General features: G+C 65.0%; 17 protein-coding genes. 6 read left to right on the top strand and 11 right to left on the bottom strand.

The genetic code is table 11. From position 1 onward, the window contains the following. Nucleotides 1-58 precede the first annotated feature (58 nt). Complete coding sequence (locus JWR89_RS00855) at nucleotides 59-1,798, bottom strand: ABC transporter ATP-binding protein/permease (protein ID WP_299710528.1); 1,740 nt, start codon at nucleotides 1,796-1,798, stop codon at nucleotides 59-61. A gap of 295 nt (nucleotides 1,799-2,093) precedes the next feature. On the opposite strand from JWR89_RS00855, the gene JWR89_RS00850 reads away from it, so the two are divergent. Beyond that, nucleotides 2,094-3,761 (top strand): L-lactate permease, encoded by a 1,668-nt coding sequence (locus JWR89_RS00850; RefSeq protein WP_299710526.1) that lies wholly within the window; start codon nucleotides 2,094-2,096, stop codon nucleotides 3,759-3,761. Between the two features lie 259 nt (nucleotides 3,762-4,020). Then, nucleotides 4,021-4,413: an META domain-containing protein gene (locus JWR89_RS00845; protein ID WP_299710566.1), complete on the top strand. Its 393-nt coding sequence runs from the start codon at nucleotides 4,021-4,023 to the stop codon at nucleotides 4,411-4,413. Between the two features lie 195 nt (nucleotides 4,414-4,608). Here the strand turns inward: JWR89_RS00845 and JWR89_RS00840 are convergent, their stop codons facing one another. The 3 genes from JWR89_RS00840 to JWR89_RS00830 all read right to left on the bottom strand — a co-directional run bounded on the left by JWR89_RS00840 (nucleotide 4,609) and on the right by JWR89_RS00830 (nucleotide 8,065). Beyond that, entirely contained in the window at nucleotides 4,609-5,814 is a 1,206-nt protein-coding gene (locus JWR89_RS00840; protein WP_299710523.1) for a hypothetical protein, read from the bottom strand. Nucleotides 5,815-5,965: 151 nt separating this feature from the next. Then, the gene (groL, locus tag JWR89_RS00835) at nucleotides 5,966-7,621 is read right to left on the bottom strand and encodes a chaperonin GroEL (protein ID WP_299710520.1); all 1,656 of its coding nucleotides are present in this window, start codon (nucleotides 7,619-7,621) and stop codon (nucleotides 5,966-5,968) included. Between the two features lie 147 nt (nucleotides 7,622-7,768). Continuing rightward, nucleotides 7,769-8,065: a co-chaperone GroES gene (locus tag JWR89_RS00830; protein ID WP_299710518.1), complete on the bottom strand. Its 297-nt coding sequence runs from the start codon at nucleotides 8,063-8,065 to the stop codon at nucleotides 7,769-7,771. Nucleotides 8,066-8,380: 315 nt separating this feature from the next. On the opposite strand from JWR89_RS00830, the gene JWR89_RS00825 reads away from it, so the two are divergent. Then, entirely contained in the window at nucleotides 8,381-8,908 is a 528-nt protein-coding gene (locus tag JWR89_RS00825) for a hypothetical protein (protein WP_299710515.1), read from the top strand. A gap of 229 nt (nucleotides 8,909-9,137) precedes the next feature. Here JWR89_RS00825 and JWR89_RS00820 read toward each other — a convergent pair whose 3' ends face one another. Then, entirely contained in the window at nucleotides 9,138-9,911 is a 774-nt protein-coding gene (locus JWR89_RS00820; protein WP_299710513.1) for a protein phosphatase CheZ, read from the bottom strand. Nucleotides 9,912-10,207: 296 nt separating this feature from the next. On the opposite strand from JWR89_RS00820, the gene JWR89_RS00815 reads away from it, so the two are divergent. Further along, the gene (locus JWR89_RS00815) at nucleotides 10,208-10,972 is read left to right on the top strand and encodes a L,D-transpeptidase family protein (RefSeq protein ID WP_299710511.1); all 765 of its coding nucleotides are present in this window, start codon (nucleotides 10,208-10,210) and stop codon (nucleotides 10,970-10,972) included. 299 nt (nucleotides 10,973-11,271) lie between these two features. Here JWR89_RS00815 and JWR89_RS00810 read toward each other — a convergent pair whose 3' ends face one another. The 6 genes from JWR89_RS00810 to JWR89_RS00785 all read right to left on the bottom strand — a co-directional run bounded on the left by JWR89_RS00810 (nucleotide 11,272) and on the right by JWR89_RS00785 (nucleotide 17,255). Then, nucleotides 11,272-12,090 carry a DUF2076 domain-containing protein gene (locus tag JWR89_RS00810; RefSeq protein WP_299710508.1) on the bottom strand — a complete coding sequence of 273 codons (819 nt, stop codon included), beginning with the start codon at nucleotides 12,088-12,090 and terminating at the stop codon, nucleotides 11,272-11,274. A 112-nt stretch (nucleotides 12,091-12,202) separates the two neighbouring features. Beyond that, nucleotides 12,203-13,048, bottom strand: coding sequence for a ChbG/HpnK family deacetylase (locus JWR89_RS00805; protein ID WP_299710506.1), 846 nt, complete (start codon nucleotides 13,046-13,048; stop codon nucleotides 12,203-12,205). Then, a complete protein-coding gene (locus tag JWR89_RS00800; protein WP_299710504.1) occupies nucleotides 13,045-14,091 on the bottom strand; it encodes a glycosyltransferase family 2 protein in 1,047 nt (348 codons plus the stop codon). Before JWR89_RS00800 ends, JWR89_RS00805 begins: the two co-directional genes overlap by 4 nt. Before the next feature lie 76 nt (nucleotides 14,092-14,167). Further along, nucleotides 14,168-15,145: an ATP phosphoribosyltransferase gene (gene hisG, locus JWR89_RS00795; protein WP_299710501.1), complete on the bottom strand. Its 978-nt coding sequence runs from the start codon at nucleotides 15,143-15,145 to the stop codon at nucleotides 14,168-14,170. Next, a complete protein-coding gene (locus JWR89_RS00790; RefSeq protein ID WP_299710499.1) occupies nucleotides 15,142-16,317 on the bottom strand; it encodes an ATP phosphoribosyltransferase regulatory subunit in 1,176 nt (391 codons plus the stop codon). Before JWR89_RS00790 ends, hisG begins: the two co-directional genes overlap by 4 nt. 161 nt (nucleotides 16,318-16,478) lie before the next feature. Further along, nucleotides 16,479-17,255 carry a 16S rRNA (uracil(1498)-N(3))-methyltransferase gene (locus tag JWR89_RS00785; protein WP_299710497.1) on the bottom strand — a complete coding sequence of 259 codons (777 nt, stop codon included), beginning with the start codon at nucleotides 17,253-17,255 and terminating at the stop codon, nucleotides 16,479-16,481. 191 nt (nucleotides 17,256-17,446) lie between these two features. On the opposite strand from JWR89_RS00785, the gene JWR89_RS00780 reads away from it, so the two are divergent. Continuing rightward, nucleotides 17,447-18,145: a hypothetical protein gene (locus JWR89_RS00780; RefSeq protein ID WP_299710563.1), complete on the top strand. Its 699-nt coding sequence runs from the start codon at nucleotides 17,447-17,449 to the stop codon at nucleotides 18,143-18,145. A gap of 7 nt (nucleotides 18,146-18,152) precedes the next feature. Continuing rightward, nucleotides 18,153-18,750, top strand: a 598-nt coding sequence (locus JWR89_RS00775) for a UbiA family prenyltransferase (RefSeq protein WP_299710495.1), incomplete at its 3' end; no start/stop codon positions are given.

The following is an 18,750-nucleotide window of genomic DNA, read 5'->3' as shown; positions in this document are numbered from 1 at the left end:
CAAGACTGGATTGCTTCGTCGCAAGGGCTCCTCGCAATGACGGCGGAGGGAGATGTGTTCACACCGGCCTCGCCTCACTCTCCTGCAGTTCGTAGCCGCTGCCCGATTTCACCAGGGTCACGTTGCGCTGGTGGAACGCCCGCAGCGTGCTGCGGTGGCCGATCGAGACGATGGTGGTGGCGGGCATCCTGGTTTCGATGAGCTTGTACAGCGTGGCTTCCGAAGGCTCGTCGAGCGACGCGGTGGCCTCGTCGAGGAACAGGTAGTCCGGCCGGTGCAGCAGCGCGCGCGCCACGCCGAGGCGCTGCTGCTCGCCGAGCGACAGCATCCGGTTCCAGTGCGCGTCTTCGTCGAGCCGGCCGGCGAGCGCCGGCAGGCCGACCGCGGTGACCGCTTCCGCGATCCGCGGCGCGCCGAACGCCGAGGTCTCGGCGGGGTAGGCGATGGCGTCCTGCAACGAGCCTACGGGGAAATACGGCCGCTGCGGCAGCATCATCAGCGTGGCGCCGGCGGGGATTGCAATCCGCCCGGTACCGAACGGCCAGATCCCGGCGATGGCGCGGAACAGAGTCGACTTGCCGGCACCGGAGGGACCGGTGAACAGCGTGCGCTCGCCGCCGCGGAAGCTGAAGCCATCGGCCGTGACCAGCGGGGTGCCGTTCGGCAGGCTGACCGCGAGATGCTGGAGGTCGATGGCGGCGCTGGTGGCGGGGGCGACGTGGATGACATCGGCCTTCGTCGTCAGCGTCTCGGCGCTGGCGATCGCTGCCTCGAAGCCGTCGAGACGGGCTACGCCGGCCTGCCATTCCGCCAGCGTGCGATAGGCGGTGATGAAGAACGACAGAGCGTCCTGCACGCTGCCGAACGCCGAGGCGGTCTGCATCATGCCGCCGAGCTCCATTTTCTTTGCGAAGTAGGCCGGCGCCACCATGATGTAGGGAAAGATCACCGCGGCCTGCGAATAGCTGGCGGTAAAGGCGGTGAGCTTTTTAGTGCGGCTCATGATGGCCAGCCAGTTGCCGACCACACGCTGGAACCGGGTCGAAAGCCGCAAGCGCTCGGCCGGCTCGCCTTGCAGCAGCGCGATCTGTTCGGCATTTTCACGCGCGCGCACCAGGTTGAAGCGGAAGTCGGCCTCAAACTGCTGCTGCTGGAAGTTCAGGCCCATCAGCGGCGAGCCGATCAGATGCGTCAGCACCGTGCCGAGCACCGCATAGATCAGCGCCGCCCACACCAGGTAACCCGGAATCGGAATGTCGCGGCCGAACAGATGCAGCGGAGCCGCGTCGGACAAGCCCCACAGGATGATGACGAACGACGCCAGCGTGACCACCGAGCTCAGCAAGCCGACGCCGAGGGTCAGGGTACGGTCGACGAATAGCTGGGTGTCTTCCGCGATGCGCTGGTCCGGGTTGTCGGCGGCATCGCCCTGCAGCTGCATGCGGTAGTGATTGGCGTGGGACAACCAGCCGCCGAGATAGCGCTCGGTCATCCAGCGCCGCCAGCGGATCTGCAGCCACTGATTGAGGTAGAGTTGATAGACCCTCAGCGCGATGAAGATCGCCGCCAGGACTGAGAAGTAGCCGAGCTGATAGGTGAAGACGTCGAGGTTGCGCTCCTGCAGCGCATTGTAGAATACGTTGTTCCAGCGGTTGAACAGCACATTGAGGCCGACCACTGCCAGCTCGATAACGATCACCGCGGCGAGCAGGCCGCGCGCCATCCATTTGTCCTCGGAGCGAAAATACGGGATCGCGATGCGCCAGACGGTCGCGAGGGTGGAGCGGATGTTGTTCACAGATCGATCTCCGGAGCAGGGCGCGAAGTCCCTGAAACAAGGCAGGAATTTGAACGTCTAGACTAAAGTTGCAGTTTTGATGTCCTGCACCGCCTTGTTGCCAAATGGTAATTTAACCTAGCATGGCGGCAACGGCGAGGGGCGGGGGCCTTTCCCAATTCGTGTGGCCGCAAGCGCCCGGCATCGTCCGGCTGAAATCCGGTTCGCGACATTGAGCGTCTCCTGCGATCGCGCCAGCACGTCCTGACCCACCACGCGGGCAGGGCGTCGCAAATAAGCGTGGGGGAGAACGGTCATGTGGAATCAGGTCTACAATCCATTCAACAGCAGCACGCTCTCGACCATTGTCGCGGCGATTCCCGTGGTGGTGCTGCTGGTGCTGATCGCCACCAACAAGGTCAAGGCCCATGTCGCCGCGATCATCGCGCTGGTGCTGGCCAATCTCGTGGCGATCTACGCCTTCACCATGCCGGCCAACATGTCGGTGCGCGCCTCGATCCTCGGCGTCGTCACCGGCTTCTTCCCGATCGGCTGGATCGTGCTCAACGTCATCTTCATGTACCGGCTCACGGTCGACAGCGGCCGGTTCGAGATTTTGCAGCGCGCCATCGGTGGCGTCACCAATGACCGCCGGCTGCAGATCCTGCTGATCGCGTTCTCGTTCGGTGCGTTCTTCGAAGGCGCCTCGGGCTTCGGCACGCCGGTGGCCGTCACCGGCGCCATCCTGATCGGGCTCGGCTTCTCGCCGCTTGCGGCCTCCGGCCTGTCGCTGATCGCCAACACCGCGCCGGTCGCCTACGGCGCGCTGGGCACGCCGATCCAGGGCCTGGCCACCGTCACCGGCTTCGATCCCTTCATCCTCGGCGCGATGGTCGGCCGGCAGTTGCCGGTGTTCTCGATGATCGTGCCGTTCTGGGTGGTGTGGGCATTTGCGGGCTGGAAGGGCATGAAGGAAGTGTGGCCGGCGATCCTGGTCACCGCATTGTCCTTTGCCATCCCGCAATTCCTGATCTCGAACTACATCAACCCGTGGATCGTCGATATCGGCGCGTCGCTGATCTCGATGGCAACGCTGATCCTGTTCCTGAAGGTCTGGCAGCCGAAAAAGATCTGGACCTCGGCGGCGCTACGCACCAAGGACGACTCCGCTTCGACCGTGCCGCCGGTGAAGCCGTTTAACACCGATCCCCTGAGCTCCGCCGAAGTCTGGCGCGCGCTGACGCCATGGATCATCCTGTGCGTCATCCTGCTGATCTGGGGCACCAACTGGTTCAAGGGCATGGTCAATCCGATCTTCACCTGGAATTACCCGGTGCCCGAACTGCACAACATGATCAACAAGGTGCCGCCGGTGGCCGCGAAGCCGACCCCGGAGGGGGCGGTGTTCGCCTTTACCTATGTCTCGTTCACCGGCTCCGGCATGTTGCTGGCGGCGATCATCTCCGGCTTCATCATGGGCTTCTCGCCGGCGAAGATGATCGTCGAGTACGGTCGCACCATCAAGATCTGCGCCTATTCGCTGATCACGATCTCGGCGATGCTGGCCATCGGCACGCTGACGCGGCTGTCCGGCGTCGATGCCACGCTCGGCCTCGCTTTTGCGGCCACCGGCGTGCTGTACCCGTTCTTCGGCACGCTGCTCGGCTGGCTCGGCGTCGCGCTGACCGGATCTGATACCGCGTCGAACGTGCTGTTCGGCAACCTGCAGAAGATCACCTCGGAGCAACTCGGCCTGTCGCCGATCCTGATGAGCGCGGCGAATTCGTCGGGCGGCGTGATGGGCAAGATGATCGATGCGCAGTCGATCGTGGTGGCGTCCACCGCGACCAACTGGTTCGGTCATGAAGGCACCATTCTCCGGTTCGTGTTCTGGCACTCCATCGTGCTGGCCTGCATGGTCGGCTGCTTCGTGATGCTGCAGGCCTATGTGTATCCGTTCACGCTGATGGTGCTGAAGCCGTAGGAGATTCTCGTAGGCTACACGCCGCTGCCCTCATGGTGAGGAGGCGCTTCTTCAGCGCCGTCTCGAACCATGAGGGATGTGTGGCCATCCTTCGAGACGCGGTCGAAGACGACCGCTCCTCAGGATGAGGGCGGTGTGTGCGGCTGTCTTCCTGTCGCCCGATTTTTGCGCGAACCGAACTGGTCAACGCCACGACCGTCGCGTAGAACGGCGCGCGTTTGCGACGGTCCTCCTTCCGAGAGTTCAGATGATTTCAGCGATGAAGATATTGCGTGCCGGCGCGGTCGGTTCGACCCTGTTGTTGGGCCTGCCGGTGCAGGCTGCGGAGGAGTTTCCGTTCGGCCTGCAGATGTCGCTCGACGCGGCGCCGCAGGCCGGCTCGAAGCGGGTACCCAACCTCGATATCGGCGACGCCGGCGAGACCCTCGTAGAGCTGTGGTGCAAGGGTGGCAAGGGCCAGTTCTCGGTGGCCGGCAACAGCATCGTCTTCGTCGCCGGCGCCATCGATGACCGCAACTGCCCGACAGCGAAGGCGGAGCAGGATGACCAGTTGCTGGTGACGCTGGGCGAGGCGACGACGTGGAAACGGCAGGGCGATGTGGTGACCTTCACCGGGGCCAAGACGCTGCGGTTTCGGTTGAATACGAATTAAGTGATGAACTTAAACTGAAGCGGCGCTTCTTCTTCCTTCTCCCCTTGTGGGAGAAGGTGGCGCGGACGAAGTCCGCGACGGATGAGGGGTTACTAGGCGCAGAGTTTGCGGCACCCCTCACCCGTCTTCGCTTCGCGAAGCCACCCTCTCCCACAAGGGGAGAGGGGAAGAAGGAGCGCGCGGCGCGCGGCCCTCTTACTTCCACGCCGACTTGTCGGAATCCCAGCGCTGCGCCTTGAATTCGGCGGCCAGGGCTGCGACCGCGCCGTTGTCGTCGCGCGGGTCGCTCTCTTCGTCGGTGCTGGCGGTGTCGGCGAGATTGAGCTTGGCCCCCGCGGCATCGTCCGATGTGGCGACCGACGGCGTGCTGACCCACAGGATGAGCTTGTCGGTGGTGCCGGGCTTGTCGCCGGCAACGATGGCGTTGATCTCCACGGTCTCGGTCAGTTCGAGCGCAGGCAGCACCTGGCTCGGCCGCTTGAAGCTGAGTTTCATCCGGCCGGTCTCGTCATCCCACTTGGTCCCGGCGGGCTTCGCCGACAGCGACTTCGCCAGCACGGAGGCTATCGCGGCGGCGAACTTGTCGCGGTTGAGCTTGTCGCCGTCGCGCCAGTCGGCGGCGGCAAAGCGGATGGTGCGCTCCATTTCGACGCTACCGCTGGTCCAACCCGCCGCGACCACGCCGGGATAGGTTTTGGCCTTGGCGATGAAGGCCGCCGCGCGCTCAGGGTCGATGCTGAGGTTGATCACCTGTTCGCCGGCGCGCAGCGCGTCACAGGTGACCGTCAGGCTCGCCAGCGACACCTCGACGGCCTGGCCGCGCAGGGTGCGGACGAAATCCAGCGCCGCTTCGAGCTTGATCTTCACCGCGATAGCTTCCGGCGAGACTTCGGTAAAATCCTTCGGCGCGGCGGCGATATTGTCGTCGACCGACTGGTTGTCCTGGAATTCCTTCTCGCTCTGGTCGGAATTGTCCGACGAGGTCACGTTGTTGTTGGTCTGCCCGACCAGGATCTGGCCCTTGAACTCGAAGGTGTCGCCGGTCGCCCGGCGCGCCAGCTTGATGGACACCGGCAGCTTGTCGATCTGGCTCTGGGTGGCGCCGGTCAGGCTGTTGCCGCTCACCGTGAGGTTGGCGACGAAGCGATCCTTGCGCTCGGAGCCCTTCTCGGCGGGATAGCAGACGTCGAGGGTCGCGGCGGTGACGGTCTTACCCTGCCTTGTCTCGCGCAGGATGACGTCGGCATTGCCCTCCATCAGCCCTTCGAGGGAGGTGAAATAGCGCGTCTCCGGGCCGGTGACCTGGCTCTTCGGCGCCAGCTTCATCTGCGCCGCGGCCGGGTGCAGGGACACGGAGCAGGCGGTGGCAAGGCCGATCAGGCAAACACGAAGCGCGCGCATTTCAAATTTCCTTGGACGTCTTTTCGGCCCACCCGGGGCGTTGCGGCCGGATTGAATCAGAACCAAGCTGCGGGCGAAAGATCAATCCGCAATGGGCAAAAAAGAAGGCCGCCCGGAGGCGGCCTTCGATAATCGTGCAGGTTGCCTGGGCCTAGAAGCCCATGCCTCCCATTCCGCCCATGCCACCCATACCGCCGCCGCCGCCCGGCATCGCGGGAGCGGCTTCCTTCGGCAGTTCGGCGACCATGGCTTCGGTGGTGACCAGCAGACCGGCGACCGACGCCGCATCCTGCAGGGCCGTACGAACCACCTTGGCGGGGTCGATGATGCCCTTGGCGACCATATCGACATACTCTTCGGTCTGGGCGTCGAAGCCGAACGCCTCGGACTTGTTCTCCAGGATCTTGCCGACCACGATCGAGCCTTCGACACCGGCGTTTTCCGCGATCTGGCGGATCGGGGCTTCCAGCGCCTTCAGCACGATGTTGATGCCGGCCTGGATGTCGGAGTTCTCGCTGGTGATGCGGCCGACGGCCTTCTTGGCGCGCAGCAATGCCACGCCGCCGCCCGGCACGATGCCTTCCTGGACAGCCGCGCGGGTGGCGTTGAGCGCGTCATCGACGCGGTCCTTCTTCTCCTTGACTTCGATCTCGGTGGCGCCGCCGACGCGGATCACCGCGACGCCGCCGGCCAGCTTGGCGAGACGCTCCTGCAGCTTCTCACGGTCGTAGTCCGAGGTGGTCTCCTCGATCTGCGCCTTGATCTGGTTGACGCGCGATTCGATCGCCGCCTTCTTGCCGGCGCCGTTGACGATGGTGGTGTTTTCCTTGTCGATCACCACCTTCTTGGCGCGGCCGAGCATGGCGAGCGTGACGCTCTCCAGCTTCATGCCGAGGTCTTCGGAGACCAGCTGGCCGCCGGTCAGGATCGCGAGATCTTCCAGCATCGCCTTGCGGCGATCGCCGAAGCCCGGCGCCTTGACGGCAGCGACCTTGAGGCCGCCACGGAGACGGTTCACCACCAGCGTGGCCAAAGCCTCGCCTTCGACGTCCTCGGCGATGATCAGCAGCGGCTTGCCGCTCTGCACGACAGCTTCGAGCACTGGCAGCATGGCCTGCAGGCTGGAGACCTTCTTCTCGTACAGGAGGACATAGACGTCCTCGAGCTCGGCGGTCATCTTCTCGGCATTGGTGACGAAGTAGGGCGAGAGATAGCCGCGGTCGAACTTCATGCCTTCGACGATATCGACTTCGGTCTCGAGCGACTTGTTCTCTTCGACGGTGATGACGCCTTCATTACCGACCTTCTGCATCGCCTGGGCGATCATCTTGCCGATGGCGGCGTCGCCGTTGGCGGAGATGGTGCCGACCTGGGCGACTTCGGCGGTCGAGGCGACCGGCTTGGCGCGCTTGGTGATGTCCTTGATGACGGCAGCAACCGCGATGTCGATGCCGCGCTTCAAATCCATCGGGTTCATGCCGGCGGCAACCGACTTGGCGCCTTCACGGACGATGGCCTGGGCCAGCACGGTGGCGGTGGTGGTGCCGTCGCCGGCGGTGTCGTTGGTCTTGGAGGCGACTTCGCGCAGCATCTGCGCGCCCATGTTCTCGAACTTGTCCTCGAGCTCGATTTCCTTGGCGACGGTGACGCCGTCCTTGGTGATGCGCGGAGCGCCGAAGCTCTTCTCGATCACCACGTTGCGGCCCTTGGGACCGAGCGTGACCTTGACGGCGTTGGCGAGAATATCGACGCCGCGCAGCATGCGGTCGCGCGCGTCTCCGGCGAATTTAACGTCTTTGGCGGCCATGTTGTTGTGCTCCTGGTGAGAACCTCATCCTGAGGAGCGGGCCTTGCCCGCGTCTCGAAGGATGATGTGGTGAAACCTGTGATGGTGGCCCATCCTTCGAGACGGCGGCTGCGCCGCCTCCTCAGGATGAGGGAGAGTGTATGGCGCTTAGTTCAGAACGCCCATGATGTCGGACTCCTTCATGATCAGGAGCTCCTGGCCATCGAGCTTGATCTCGGTGCCCGACCACTTGCCGAACAGCACCTTGTCGCCGACCTTGATGTCGATCGGAATCAGCTTGCCGGCCTCGTCGCGACCGCCGGGGCCGACCGAGACGACTTCGCCTTCCTGGGGCTTTTCCTTGGCGCTGTCCGGGATGATGATGCCGCCCTTGGTCTTGGTCTCGGCATCGATGCGCTTGACGACGACGCGGTCATGCAGCGGGCGGAATTTGATCTTGGCCATGGAGTTTCCCCTGGTTCGGTGTGAGATTTGTGGGCGGTCGCAAGCAAGATAGCGGGACCCGGCCGGGGGCGCCTGAAGAAACCCGGCCTGCACCCCTTAGCAATCGTGCTCCGGGAGTGCTAAATGTGCGTCCGGAGATATGGCCAGACGCCAATTCTGTCAAGCGATGGCCCTTAAGGCCTTGGTGAGGTCAATATAGGATGATCTGGAAACCATATTGGACGATGAGCGTATTCAAAGTGACCTCATCGCTTCCAACAGTGTTTTGCGCTTGGCCGCGGGATGGCGGCCACACGATTTTCTTTAGGGGATGCTATGATCAGGTCACGTCACGCCCGCACGGTTGCCCAGCTGGCAATCGCCTCCTCTCTGGCGTTGATGCTCGGCGGCTGCGGTTCGTATAGCGGGTTTAGCGGTTTCAGCCTGGGCAATTCGCAGCCTGCGGCGCCGCCCGAACCGCCGCTGGAGCGTGAAATGCCCGCGTCGATCCGGCCCGACGAAATCGTCGGCCGCTGGGGTCTGGCGTCCTACATGAACCCGGCCGATCGCACCCGGACCGAGAACGCCGCCCGCGGCCAGTGCAAGCAGCCCTATGTCATCAGCGCCGGCACCTCCGGCGGCGTCATCATGCATCTGGCCGACGAGGCGACGCCGCAGGAATTGCGCCTGAAGGGCAGCCCGAGCGGCAAGAACTACATCGGTCCGGCCGGCCCCGCCGGCGGCGAGAAGGACCGCGAGATCGTCTCGTTCGACGGCCGCATTCTGGTAACGCGCTTCCTCGACAAGGACGCGGCCGTTCGCTACGGCAACATGGTCTACGTGCGCTGCGCGCCGAAGGCGTAGCGAGTCTACCTCCAAGCTCAGCGTGTGTCGTCCCGCGAAAGCGGGGACGACCGCTGAGGGGCCAATGCAAGCTACAAAAATGGCGCGTCCCCCGGACGCGCCATTTTTGTATTGATGTGATTGTCCGTCCGGCGCGAGCCGTAGGATGGGTTGAGCGTCTTCGCGAAACCCATCGGCAGCGGGTGATGGGTTTCGCGAGTGCTCAACCCATCCTACGCCCTACGCTCGCCTAGCCGAACATCGCGTCGATGTCGTCCTGCGAGGCGTGGCCGATGTCGCCATCGAGCATCGGTCCGTTGAGCAGCTTGGCATCGCCGACGCGGTCGTCGACGATCGGCGGCGCGTGCGCCTTGATGGCATCGACGCCACCCCAGATGTCCATCATGGTGATGATGTGGTTCTCGATGAACTTCATCGTGGTCATCACCTTGCTGATGCGCTGACCGGTGAGATCCTGGAAGTTGCAGGCCTCGAAGATCGCCACGACGTTGTCCTGGATATCTTCCAGCAACTGCTTCTGCTGATCCACCGAAGTGACCTTGCCAATGGCGGTGGAGGCGTTGTCGATGGCTTCGGCAGCGGCCAGAATCTGCTGGGTCGCTTCTTCGGTACCGCCGACCACGGCGCCGAGTTCGCCGTTGACCTTGGCCATCTCGTCGCCGTCAAAACTCTTGCCGTGCAGGGTCGCAATCTCCTGCTTGGTGCGGGTGATGGCGTCGTGAATGAGGTCGAGTTCGATCTTGAGCTTTTCGCACTGCTCGATCTGGGCCCGGTAGGTCGCCAGCAAAGCCTGCGCTTCGGCGACCTGCTCGTCGGCCGTTGCACTGACCTGGTCGGAGACCGCGTTGCGCTGTGGGGCGGCCATCTGGGTGCGGATCGCGCGCAGCTCCATCATGATCTCGCGGTGCATCGGCATGGTACCAGCGTCGGCGATTTCGGCGGGCATCGGCGTGCTGCCGAAATTGACTTCTTCAATACGAAAGCGCTTGCGACGAACAGACATCAGGTCCCCCAACGTTCAATCAATATCTTTTCCTAATCGCATGAGTTTAACGTTGAGTTCACGCCGGAACGCTCGAAATCGGTGCAGACACGGCGGCGTAGACGCACGGTTAACCATGCAGCCGGCGCGTTTATTGAAAATAAACGCTACCGCAGAGAACCGCGGCGTTTACCGACGTGGTGAATCGAAACGCCGCTTTCGTTTACCAAACCGACGCGATTCTACCTTTAGATCGAAGCGTGCAAAGCGCTCCTCGTGGGAGGAGGCGTCACGACGAAACAGTGCAGAGTACGTCGATGTTCAAAAAATTCTCTCTCGCCTTTCTGGCCAGCACGTCGTTGCTCGCTGGAATTCATCACGCCGCCGCGCAGTCCGCAGAGCCCGTCGTGTACTACGCGAACGAGCCGATGCAGCGCCCGGCGCAGCGCACCGGCTATGCCGAACGCCCGCGCATGGGCGGCGGCTTCATCGAATTCCTCTTCAACGATAGTCCCGGGCAGGGCCAGTCCCAGCCATTGCCGAGCTACGAGCCGCGGCGCGGCCTGCTGCCGCGCTACGAGCCGCAGCAGAGCATGCGGCAACCGGAAGAAGCGATCGACCCGGCGCGCCCCGCGATGGATCCGAAATATCAGCCGCAGATGGTGGAGTATGACGGCAAAGAGGGTGCCGGCACTATCGTGGTCGATACGCCGAACAAGTTCCTGTTCCTGGTGCAGGGCGGCGGCCGCGCGATGCGCTACGGCATCGGCGTTGGCAAGCCCGGCTTCACCTGGGCCGGCGTGAAGACCATCACCGCGAAGAAGGAATGGCCGGCCTGGACGCCGCCGCCGGAAATGCTGGTGCGCCGACCCGACCTGCCGCGTCACATGGAAGGCGGCCCGGAGAATCCGCTCGGCGCCCGCGCCATGTATCTCGGCACGTCGCTGTACCGCATTCACGGTTCCAACGAGCCGTGGACGATCGGCACCAACGTCTCCTCCGGCTGCATCCGCATGCGCAACGAGGACGTCATCGATCTGTATGGCCGGGTGAATGTCGGCGCCAAGGTGGTTGTGATCTGAGCCCGCGTGCCCCGGACGCGATGCGATACGTGATGAACGCCGGACCGCGTCCGGACTAGTGCTTTGACGATTCAGATTCGTTCCCCGGACGCGATGCAGCACGAAGTGCTGCCTCGCAGATCCGGCGCCCCGGTTGCTGATTTTAAGACACCGGGATCACGGATCTGCGCAGCGGCATAGCGGCGATGCAAGGGCATCGCCTGAGAATGCCGCAGCGCGTCCGGGAAACGAGACCGCGTACTCACAAAAAACGGCCGCTCGTGAGAGCGGCCGTTTCGTTTCCGTCCTGACAAAGACGTTCAGGCGTTGTCGCTGTCGCTGCCGAAATCGTCCGAGTCCATGTCCATGTCGTCGTGATCGTCCTGGTCCTGATCCTGGTCCTGGTCGATGTCGGCCTGCGCCTGGTCGAACGATCCGGCGCGCTGCCCCGAGGAATTGCCGATGTCGTTGACGCCGGCGTCGCGGGCGAGATTGCCGCCGGACGAATCCGAGCTCCACGGGCTCTTGCTCTCGCTGGCATTGGCGCTATCGCCGAAACCCTGCTGGTGGCCGCCACTGCCGCCCATCATCGAGCGGATGCTGCCGAGCAGCAGCGAGCCGCCGACCATGCCGGCCGCCGCCGCTGCCGCGGTACCGAGGAACGAACCGCCGCCACCGGCCTGAGGCTGTGGCTGGCCATAGGGCTGCTGACCGTACTGGCCCTGGCCGCCCTGGCCGTAGCCTTGCTGCTGCGGCTGGCCGATCACCTGGCCGGTGTTCCAGGCGGCGCGGCTGGGCTCGCCGGGGCGCACGCTGGGCACCGAGCCGCGCGGCTGGTTCGGGCTCTGGCCCTGCGTGGGGCTCTGGCCGAACAATGCGTCGCGCATCGAATCGAGGAAGCCGCCGGCGGGCACCGCGCCCGGCGCGCCGTTGCCTTCCAGCTCGGTGATGCGATCGTGGGCGCGCTTCAACGCCTCGTCCTGCAGCAGCACGGTCTGCACCAGCGCGTAGATGGCGTTGGGCGCACGGCGCTGACCGTCGGCGATGGCGTCCAGCGCATCGCGGTCGCGCGGCGCGGCTTCGACCTTGCTGAGCCGGTCAAACAGATCGTCGACCAACTGGCGTTCTTGCGGTGTCATGGCGTCCTCCGGCTCGCTCGCGCTGTGATGGCGCGTGGCAGATGTAGTGACGCTTTGTGTCGCAATAAGTGCCGCCCGGATTAAATTTTGGTATGCGGCATATCGCCCGGCGCTACCTGGCCAGTGTAACTTTGTTCGCATCGAGCAGGCGCGGAAAGTCGTCACCGGCGAGATACGCGTATTCGCGTTCGCGCTGGTCGGTGAAGGGATCGAGGCTGACCAGGATCTCATCGACATGTCCGGGGTGGCACATGACGAGTCCGCCATCGGGCAGTCCGTCGAGGAAGCCGGCCATCAGCGCGCCGAACTCTAGCTGCTTGGTGAAATCATAGGCCCCGGCAAAGCCGGGATTGAAGGCGACGCCGGCCCGCGCGGCGCGCTTGCGGAAGGTGGCGCTCAGCGTGTCGAGCAGCAGCGCCTTCGGCGTGTTGAGGCGCTGCGACAGCGGCTGAACGCGGCCGGACTGCCGTACCCAGGCGCCCGGTGCGTGCGCCTTGGCCGCGGCCAGGAAGGCATCGCGCACCTGCGGAAAGACCTGCACGTGCTGATGGCCGTCGATGTAGTCCGGCGCGCGTCCAAGCAATTTGGTGAAAGTTGCGATCTGGGCGGCCAGTTCGGCGCGGATCATTTCCGGATCGAGTTTTCGCAACAGGCTGGCCTGAAGGGTCTTGCCGAGCGGCAGGAACTGCTCATCGCGCAGCGGCCGGTAGTGCATGGTGATGGGATGAAACGGCGCGGTCAGCGTGGCGTGCAAACCGATCGCGCAGTTCCGGTTCCTGGCCACGGCGTCATGCAGCGCACTCGCTTCGTTGCGGCCGATCGCCGGCCCCACCACCATGACCGAGGTGGCGTTGAGGCGGCCTTGTTCGATCAGCTCGCGGATGCCGCGGTTGACGCCGGGGCTGATGCCGTAGTCGTCAGCGCACAGCCAGATCTTCCGCGGCGCGATGCCGTTCATTCGGCGGCGGTCCGGTCCGCGACGCTGACCGCGGTGTCGGCAGGTGCGCGCTTCACGCTGTGTTCGGCGACAAAGTAGATCGGCCGCGCCTTCAGCTCGGAAAGAATCTTGCCGATATACTCGCCGACGATTCCGATCATCAGCAGCTGCACGCCGCCGATCGTCATCAGGCCGACCATCAGCGACGGATAGCCCGGCACCGACTTGCCCTCCATCCAGGTCTCCCACAGGATGTTGAGGCCGAACAGGAACGCGCCGACGGCGAGCAGCAGTCCGAACATGCTGGCGAAGCGCAGCGGCGCTACCGAGAATGAGGTCAGGCCCTCGATCGAGAGGCCGATCAGTTGCTTCGGGTTGAACGAGGTGACGCCGTGCTCCCGCGCCGCGGGTTCGTAATCGACGCGCAACTGCCGGAAGCCGATCCAGGTGGCGAGGCCCTTGAAGAAGCGATTGCGCTCGGGCAATTGCCGCAATGCCGCTGCGGCGCGCGGCGACAACAGGCGAAAGTCGCCGGCGTCTTCCGGAATTTTCGCCCGGGCGCCCCAGTTGATCAGCTTGTAGAAGCCATGCACCGCCTGGCGGCGCAGGAAGGATTCCTCGTCGCGATGCGCCTTCGCGGTGTAGACCACGTCGAAGCCGCCATCGATCCAGTGCCCGACCAGGGTTTCCACCAGCGTCGGCGGATGCTGGCCATCGCCGTCCATGAACAGCACGGCGCCGAGGCGGGCGTGATCGAGCCCGGCCATCAACGCGGCTTCCTTGCCGAAATTGCGCGACAGCGAAACCACCTGGACGTCGAGCGCGGTGGCGGTCAGCGTCCGGGCGACCCCGAGCGTGCCGTCGGCACTCCCGTCATCGACGTAGACGACTTCACAGCAAAGTCCGTGGCGCGCCTTCAGCGTCGCGGCGAGCACGTTCAGCCGCTCGTGGAAGATCGCAAGGCCCGGCGCCTCGTTGTAGACGGGCACCACGATCGACAGGCCCAGCGTCGCCGCGGTGGCGGGGTCGGTCGATAGGGCCGAAACGTCACTGCCCAGCATCATCGATGAAGTCCCAACATCCGATTCATCCGCAACATATGGCAATCGCCGCGCGCTGTCGCCAGCCGTGCGTTGCGCCCTACTGCCGCAAGAACGCCTCAAGCCTGGCGAACAGCGGATTCTCGCGGTCGAGCACGTATTCCAGCGATGCCACCGACACGGTATCGGCGCCATGCTGTCGCAGGAAACTGCCGAGCGCGTAGATCTGCGCCGGTGGGCAGTGCAGCGTGATCATGCCCGACGAGGTCGGGCCGCCGAACGGCGATACCACGCCGAAGCGGTTGTGAGCTTCGGTGAGCAACGCCTGGTCGCAACCGGCGAAGCGGGTACGGACTTCCTTGTACTTGCTGGCGCGGGCGCGGGCGGCAATGTGGTCGAGGATGATGCTGGCGGTTTCGCGCGCGCTATCGTTCCAGTCGGCGTCGCGCGAGGCGACCAGATTGGCTTGGCTGCGCAGGATCACGCCGTCGTCGAGTACCTTCAGGCCGTTGGCGGCCAGGGTCGCGCCGGTGGTGGTAATATCGACGATCATCTCCGCCGCGCCGGTGGCGGGGGCACCTTCGGTGGCGCCGGCGCTTTCGACGGTGCGGTAATCGACCACGCCATGCGATGCGAAGAAATTGCGCGTCAGGTTGATGTACTTGGTGGCGACGCGCATGCGGCGGTTGTGCTGCGCGCGAAAGCCGGTGGTGACGTCGTCGAGATCGGCCATGGTGCGGACGTCGATCCACGCCTGCGGCACCGCGACCACCACATTGGCGCTGCCGAAGCCGAGCCCCTCGATCAGCGCCACTTTCTTGTCGGCATCGGGGATGCTTTCGCGCAGCAGGTCTTCGCCGGTGATGCCGAGATGCACCGAGCCGCGCGCCAGTTGTCCGGCGATATCGCTGGCCGAGAGATAGGCGATCTCGACATTGTCGAGGCCCGCAATGGTGCCGCGATAGTCGCGGACGCCGCCCGGCTTGGCCAGGATCAGCCCGGCGCGGGCGAAGAAGGCTTCGGCGTTTTCCTGCAGCCGGCCCTTGGAGGGAACGGCGAGTACGAAGGGCGTGGTCATGCGGCGCTCCCGGGAGATCCGGTTGCGGCGGAAGTGCTGCAAGCCTGTGTCAAAGCCTCGATCCAGATCGAGAAGCCCACCGCCGGGATCGGCTTCGCCGAGCCGAGCTGGCCGAGCAGGCCATCGTAGCGGCCGCCGGCGACCAGCGGCTCGGTGCCGTTGCCCTTGCGGTGCAATTCGAATTCGAAGCCGGTGTAGTAATCGAGCCCGCGGCCGAACGAGGTGGAGAAGCTGACGCTGGAAATATCGATGCCGCGGGCGGCCATGAAGCCGATGCGGCTTTCCAGCAGGTCGAGGGCTCCGGAAAGATCGAGCTTCGCCGACGCGGTCAGCTTGCGCAACTGCGCCAGCGCTTCATCCGGCGTGCCGGTGATGGCGAGAAACGCCTTGATGATCTTCAGCGCATCGCGCGGCAGCGCGCCGCCCTTGAGGGTGGACTGTTCGAGAAAGCGGTCGGCGATCTCCGCTACCGAGCGGCCGCCGACATTGGTGGCGCCGGCGATCGACATCAGGTCGGTGACCAAAGCCAGCGCCGCCTTGCGATCGGAGCCGGCGAGTGCGGCGAGCACGCCCTCATATTCGTTGCGGACCGGGGTCTCTGCCAGCGTCAGCCGTCCCAGGTCCATCTCGAGATCGCCCTTGCGGTTGAAATCCTTGATCAACCGGCGCTTCCACACCGGATAGAGGTCGAGCGCATCGATCAGCGCGGCAAACAGCGCCACGTCGCCGGTGCGGATCTCGATGTCCGTCAGGCCGAACGCGGCGGTGGCTTCGAGCCCGAGCGCCAGCATTTCGGCGTCGGCGGCGGCGCTATCCTGACGCCCGAACGATTCGATGCCGGCCTGCTGGAATTCCGAAGGGCCGCCGCCGCGATAGCGGAACACCGGGCCGAGATAGCAGAACCCGACAGGCTGGCCGGCGCGGGGGGAGGCGAGGTAGTCGCGCGCCACGGGAATGGTGAGGTCCGGGCGCAGGCACAGTTCCTCGCCAGTCGCGTCGGTGGTCAGGTAGAGGCTTTTGCGGATGTCCTCGCCAGACAGGTCGAGGAACGGCTCGGCCGGCTGCAGGATCGCCGGCTCGGCCTTCAGGTAGCCGGCCTCGGCAAACGACAACAGCAGCGCATCCGCCCCAGCGGCGGATCCGGTCGCACGAGGGGCGGCGGTCTTGGTCATCTCGAAGTCCGGAAATCGGTGAAAGTCTTGGCTGGCGCAGGCCTTAGCATGGGTATTGCGACGTTTCGACCCTCTTCGCCGAAGTGGCTTAATCGATATTCGTAGGGCGGATCAGCCGAAGGCGTAATCCGCCGCGGCGCGGATTACCGCTCAATGGCGGGTTACGCTTCGCTAACCCGGCCTACATTCTTGCCCGCCCAGTCCCCCAATGCGGTCTGCACCAGCGCCAGCGCCGCCACTGCGGCGGTGTCGGCGCGCATGATCCGCGGTCCCAGCGCCAGCCGCAGGATGCTCGGCTGCCGCAGCAACAGGGCGCGTTCCTCCTCGGCAAAGCCGCCTTCCGGGCCGATCAGCACGTCGATACCGCCCGAGGCCGCCTCGCGGGCGCCGGCCAGCGCCGTCAGGGGATTGGCGACCTCGGCGGCCTCGTCGCAAAAAATCAGCAGCCGGCCGCCATCGCGCGCGTCGAGATATTTGGCCAGCGGCAGCGGTTCGGCGACCCCGGCGACGCTGAGAATGCCGCATTGCTCGGCGGCTTCCACCACATTGGCGTGCATCCGCTCGGTGTTGACCCGGCTGGCCTGGGTGTAGCGCGTCATCACCGGCTGCAAGGCGGCGGCGCCCATCTCGATGGCCTTCTGCACCATGTAATCGAGCCGGGCGTGTTTTAGCGGCGCGAACACGTAGGTGACGTCGGGCAGGGCGTCCTGCGGCCGGGTCCGGGCCAGCAGGGTCAGGCGGTCGGGCCGCTTGCCGGCGGAGATCGCCGCCTGCCACTCGCCGTCACGGCCGTTGAACACCAGCACCGAGGCGCCTGCGGCGAGCCGCAGCACATTGCCGAGGTAATTGCTCTGGTTGCGGTCCAGCACTAGGCCGGCGTCGGCGGCCAGCGGGGCATCGACGAACAGGCGGGGGCTGCGAAAATCGGTGGGCGGCATGAGTCATGTTCCGTTCAGGTGGCGTGCTTTAACCCAATTGCGACGATTTATCAGCGTTCTTCGTCGTTTACGCCGCGCTGCCGCCAGATTCCACGGGTTGTTAAGGGCTGGCAGGAATCGTAAAAGCCCTGGATCGGGATGGATTGTCCCGGGAGTGCCGGGGCAATGAGCTTGCCGGAGGAAACCACGTGATCATCCGTCGTTTGATTGTGCCGCTGACCCTGGCGGTATTTGCCATGCAGGCTGTCGAAGTTCGCGCCCAGGGCGCGTTTCCCGCGCCGTTGCCATCCGGCGCTACCGCGCCGGCCAGTGCGTCGCCGTTCCCGCCGGTCAATGGCGCGCCTGCCAGCGCTTCGCCGTTTCCGCCCGTTAACGGGGCGCCTGCTGGCGCGGTCGGCGCACCCAGCGCATTCCCCTCGGCCGGCGCCGCGCCGGTCACCGGTGGCTTCTCGCAGCCTCAACAGGCCGGGCCGCCCGGCGGCGAGGACTGCATGAAGGGTTTCTTGCCGCTGCGCCAGGAGGCCGAGAAACGCGGCATCGCGATCAAGAACGCCAGCGAGCGCCACGCGCCGCCAGAAGAGGCCTGCAAGTTGATCACCGCGTTCTCGCAGAGCGAAGTGAAGATGATCAAATACATCGAGGCCAACGCGCAGAAATGCGGCATTCCCAGCTCGGTCGGCGACCAGATGAAGAACGGCCACAAGAACACCGAAGGCATGCGCGGCAAGGTCTGCAACGTCGCCAGCCAGCAGCAGCAGCGCGGCGCCGCCGCGGCGCCGCGCCTCAGCGACGTGCTGGGCTCCTCGGCCGCGCTGCCGGAAGCCACCGCCGCCAAGAAGAGCGGCGGCAGCACCTTCGACACGCTGAACGGCAACGTGCTCGCGCGGTGATCCGGCCATGACCGACGCGGCCACCCGCGTAGCGGACGCGACCGGCAACTGGGTCGATCGCGGCGCGCCGTTGTGGTCGCGGCCGTTTCTGCGGCTGGCCCGGTTCGATCGCCCGATCGGGTCGTGGCTGCTGCTGATGCCGTGCTGGTGGTCCGCGGCATTGGCCGCTGGCGTCGCCCGCGACCTGCATCAACTGCCGTGGTCGATCCTGCTGTTCTTCGTCGGCGCTTTCGTGATGCGCGGCGCAGGCTGCACCTGGAACGACATCACCGACCGCGACCTCGACGCCAAGGTGGAGCGCACCCGGTCGCGGCCGATTCCGGCCGGGCAGGTCAGCGTCAGGCAGGCTGCAGCCTTTCTGGTACTGCTGGCGTTGATCGGATTGATGATCCTCATTCAGTTCAACAGCTTTGCTATTGCTACCGGCGTCGCATCGCTGGTCATCGTCGCCGCCTATCCGTTCATGAAGCGCATCACTTACTGGCCGCAGATCGTGCTCGGTCTGGCGTTCTCATGGGGCGCGCTGATGGGCTTTGCGGTGCAGTTCGGCCGCATCGATGCCGCCGCGCTGTTGCTGTATGCGGGGTCGATCTCCTGGGTGATCG

The organism is Tardiphaga sp. (assembly GCF_028290785.1).
Classification (GTDB): Bacteria; Pseudomonadota; Alphaproteobacteria; order Rhizobiales; family Xanthobacteraceae; genus Tardiphaga.
Note: the sequence above shows the minus strand (reverse complement) of the source record. Positions and strands in the feature narration are given on the sequence as shown.

Coding starts and splice junctions, on each gene's coding strand:
- JWR89_RS00805 (WP_299710506.1), bottom strand. CDS start 13,048: ATGAACGGCATCGCGCCGCGGAAGATCTGGCTGTGCGCTGACGACTAC.
- JWR89_RS00790 (WP_299710499.1), bottom strand. CDS start 16,317: ATGACCAAGACCGCCGCCCCTCGTGCGACCGGATCCGCCGCTGGGGCG.
- JWR89_RS00800 (WP_299710504.1), bottom strand. CDS start 14,091: ATGATGCTGGGCAGTGACGTTTCGGCCCTATCGACCGACCCCGCCACC.
- JWR89_RS00850 (WP_299710526.1), top strand. CDS start 2,094: ATGTGGAATCAGGTCTACAATCCATTCAACAGCAGCACGCTCTCGACC.
- JWR89_RS00845 (WP_299710566.1), top strand. CDS start 4,021: ATGAAGATATTGCGTGCCGGCGCGGTCGGTTCGACCCTGTTGTTGGGC.
- JWR89_RS00830 (WP_299710518.1), bottom strand. CDS start 8,065: ATGGCCAAGATCAAATTCCGCCCGCTGCATGACCGCGTCGTCGTCAAG.
- JWR89_RS00810 (WP_299710508.1), bottom strand. CDS start 12,090: ATGACACCGCAAGAACGCCAGTTGGTCGACGATCTGTTTGACCGGCTC.
- hisG (WP_299710501.1), bottom strand. CDS start 15,145: ATGACCACGCCCTTCGTACTCGCCGTTCCCTCCAAGGGCCGGCTGCAG.
- groL (WP_299710520.1), bottom strand. CDS start 7,621: ATGGCCGCCAAAGACGTTAAATTCGCCGGAGACGCGCGCGACCGCATG.
- JWR89_RS00815 (WP_299710511.1), top strand. CDS start 10,208: ATGTTCAAAAAATTCTCTCTCGCCTTTCTGGCCAGCACGTCGTTGCTC.
- JWR89_RS00825 (WP_299710515.1), top strand. CDS start 8,381: ATGATCAGGTCACGTCACGCCCGCACGGTTGCCCAGCTGGCAATCGCC.
- JWR89_RS00785 (WP_299710497.1), bottom strand. CDS start 17,255: ATGCCGCCCACCGATTTTCGCAGCCCCCGCCTGTTCGTCGATGCCCCG.
- JWR89_RS00840 (WP_299710523.1), bottom strand. CDS start 5,814: ATGCGCGCGCTTCGTGTTTGCCTGATCGGCCTTGCCACCGCCTGCTCC.
- JWR89_RS00820 (WP_299710513.1), bottom strand. CDS start 9,911: ATGTCTGTTCGTCGCAAGCGCTTTCGTATTGAAGAAGTCAATTTCGGC.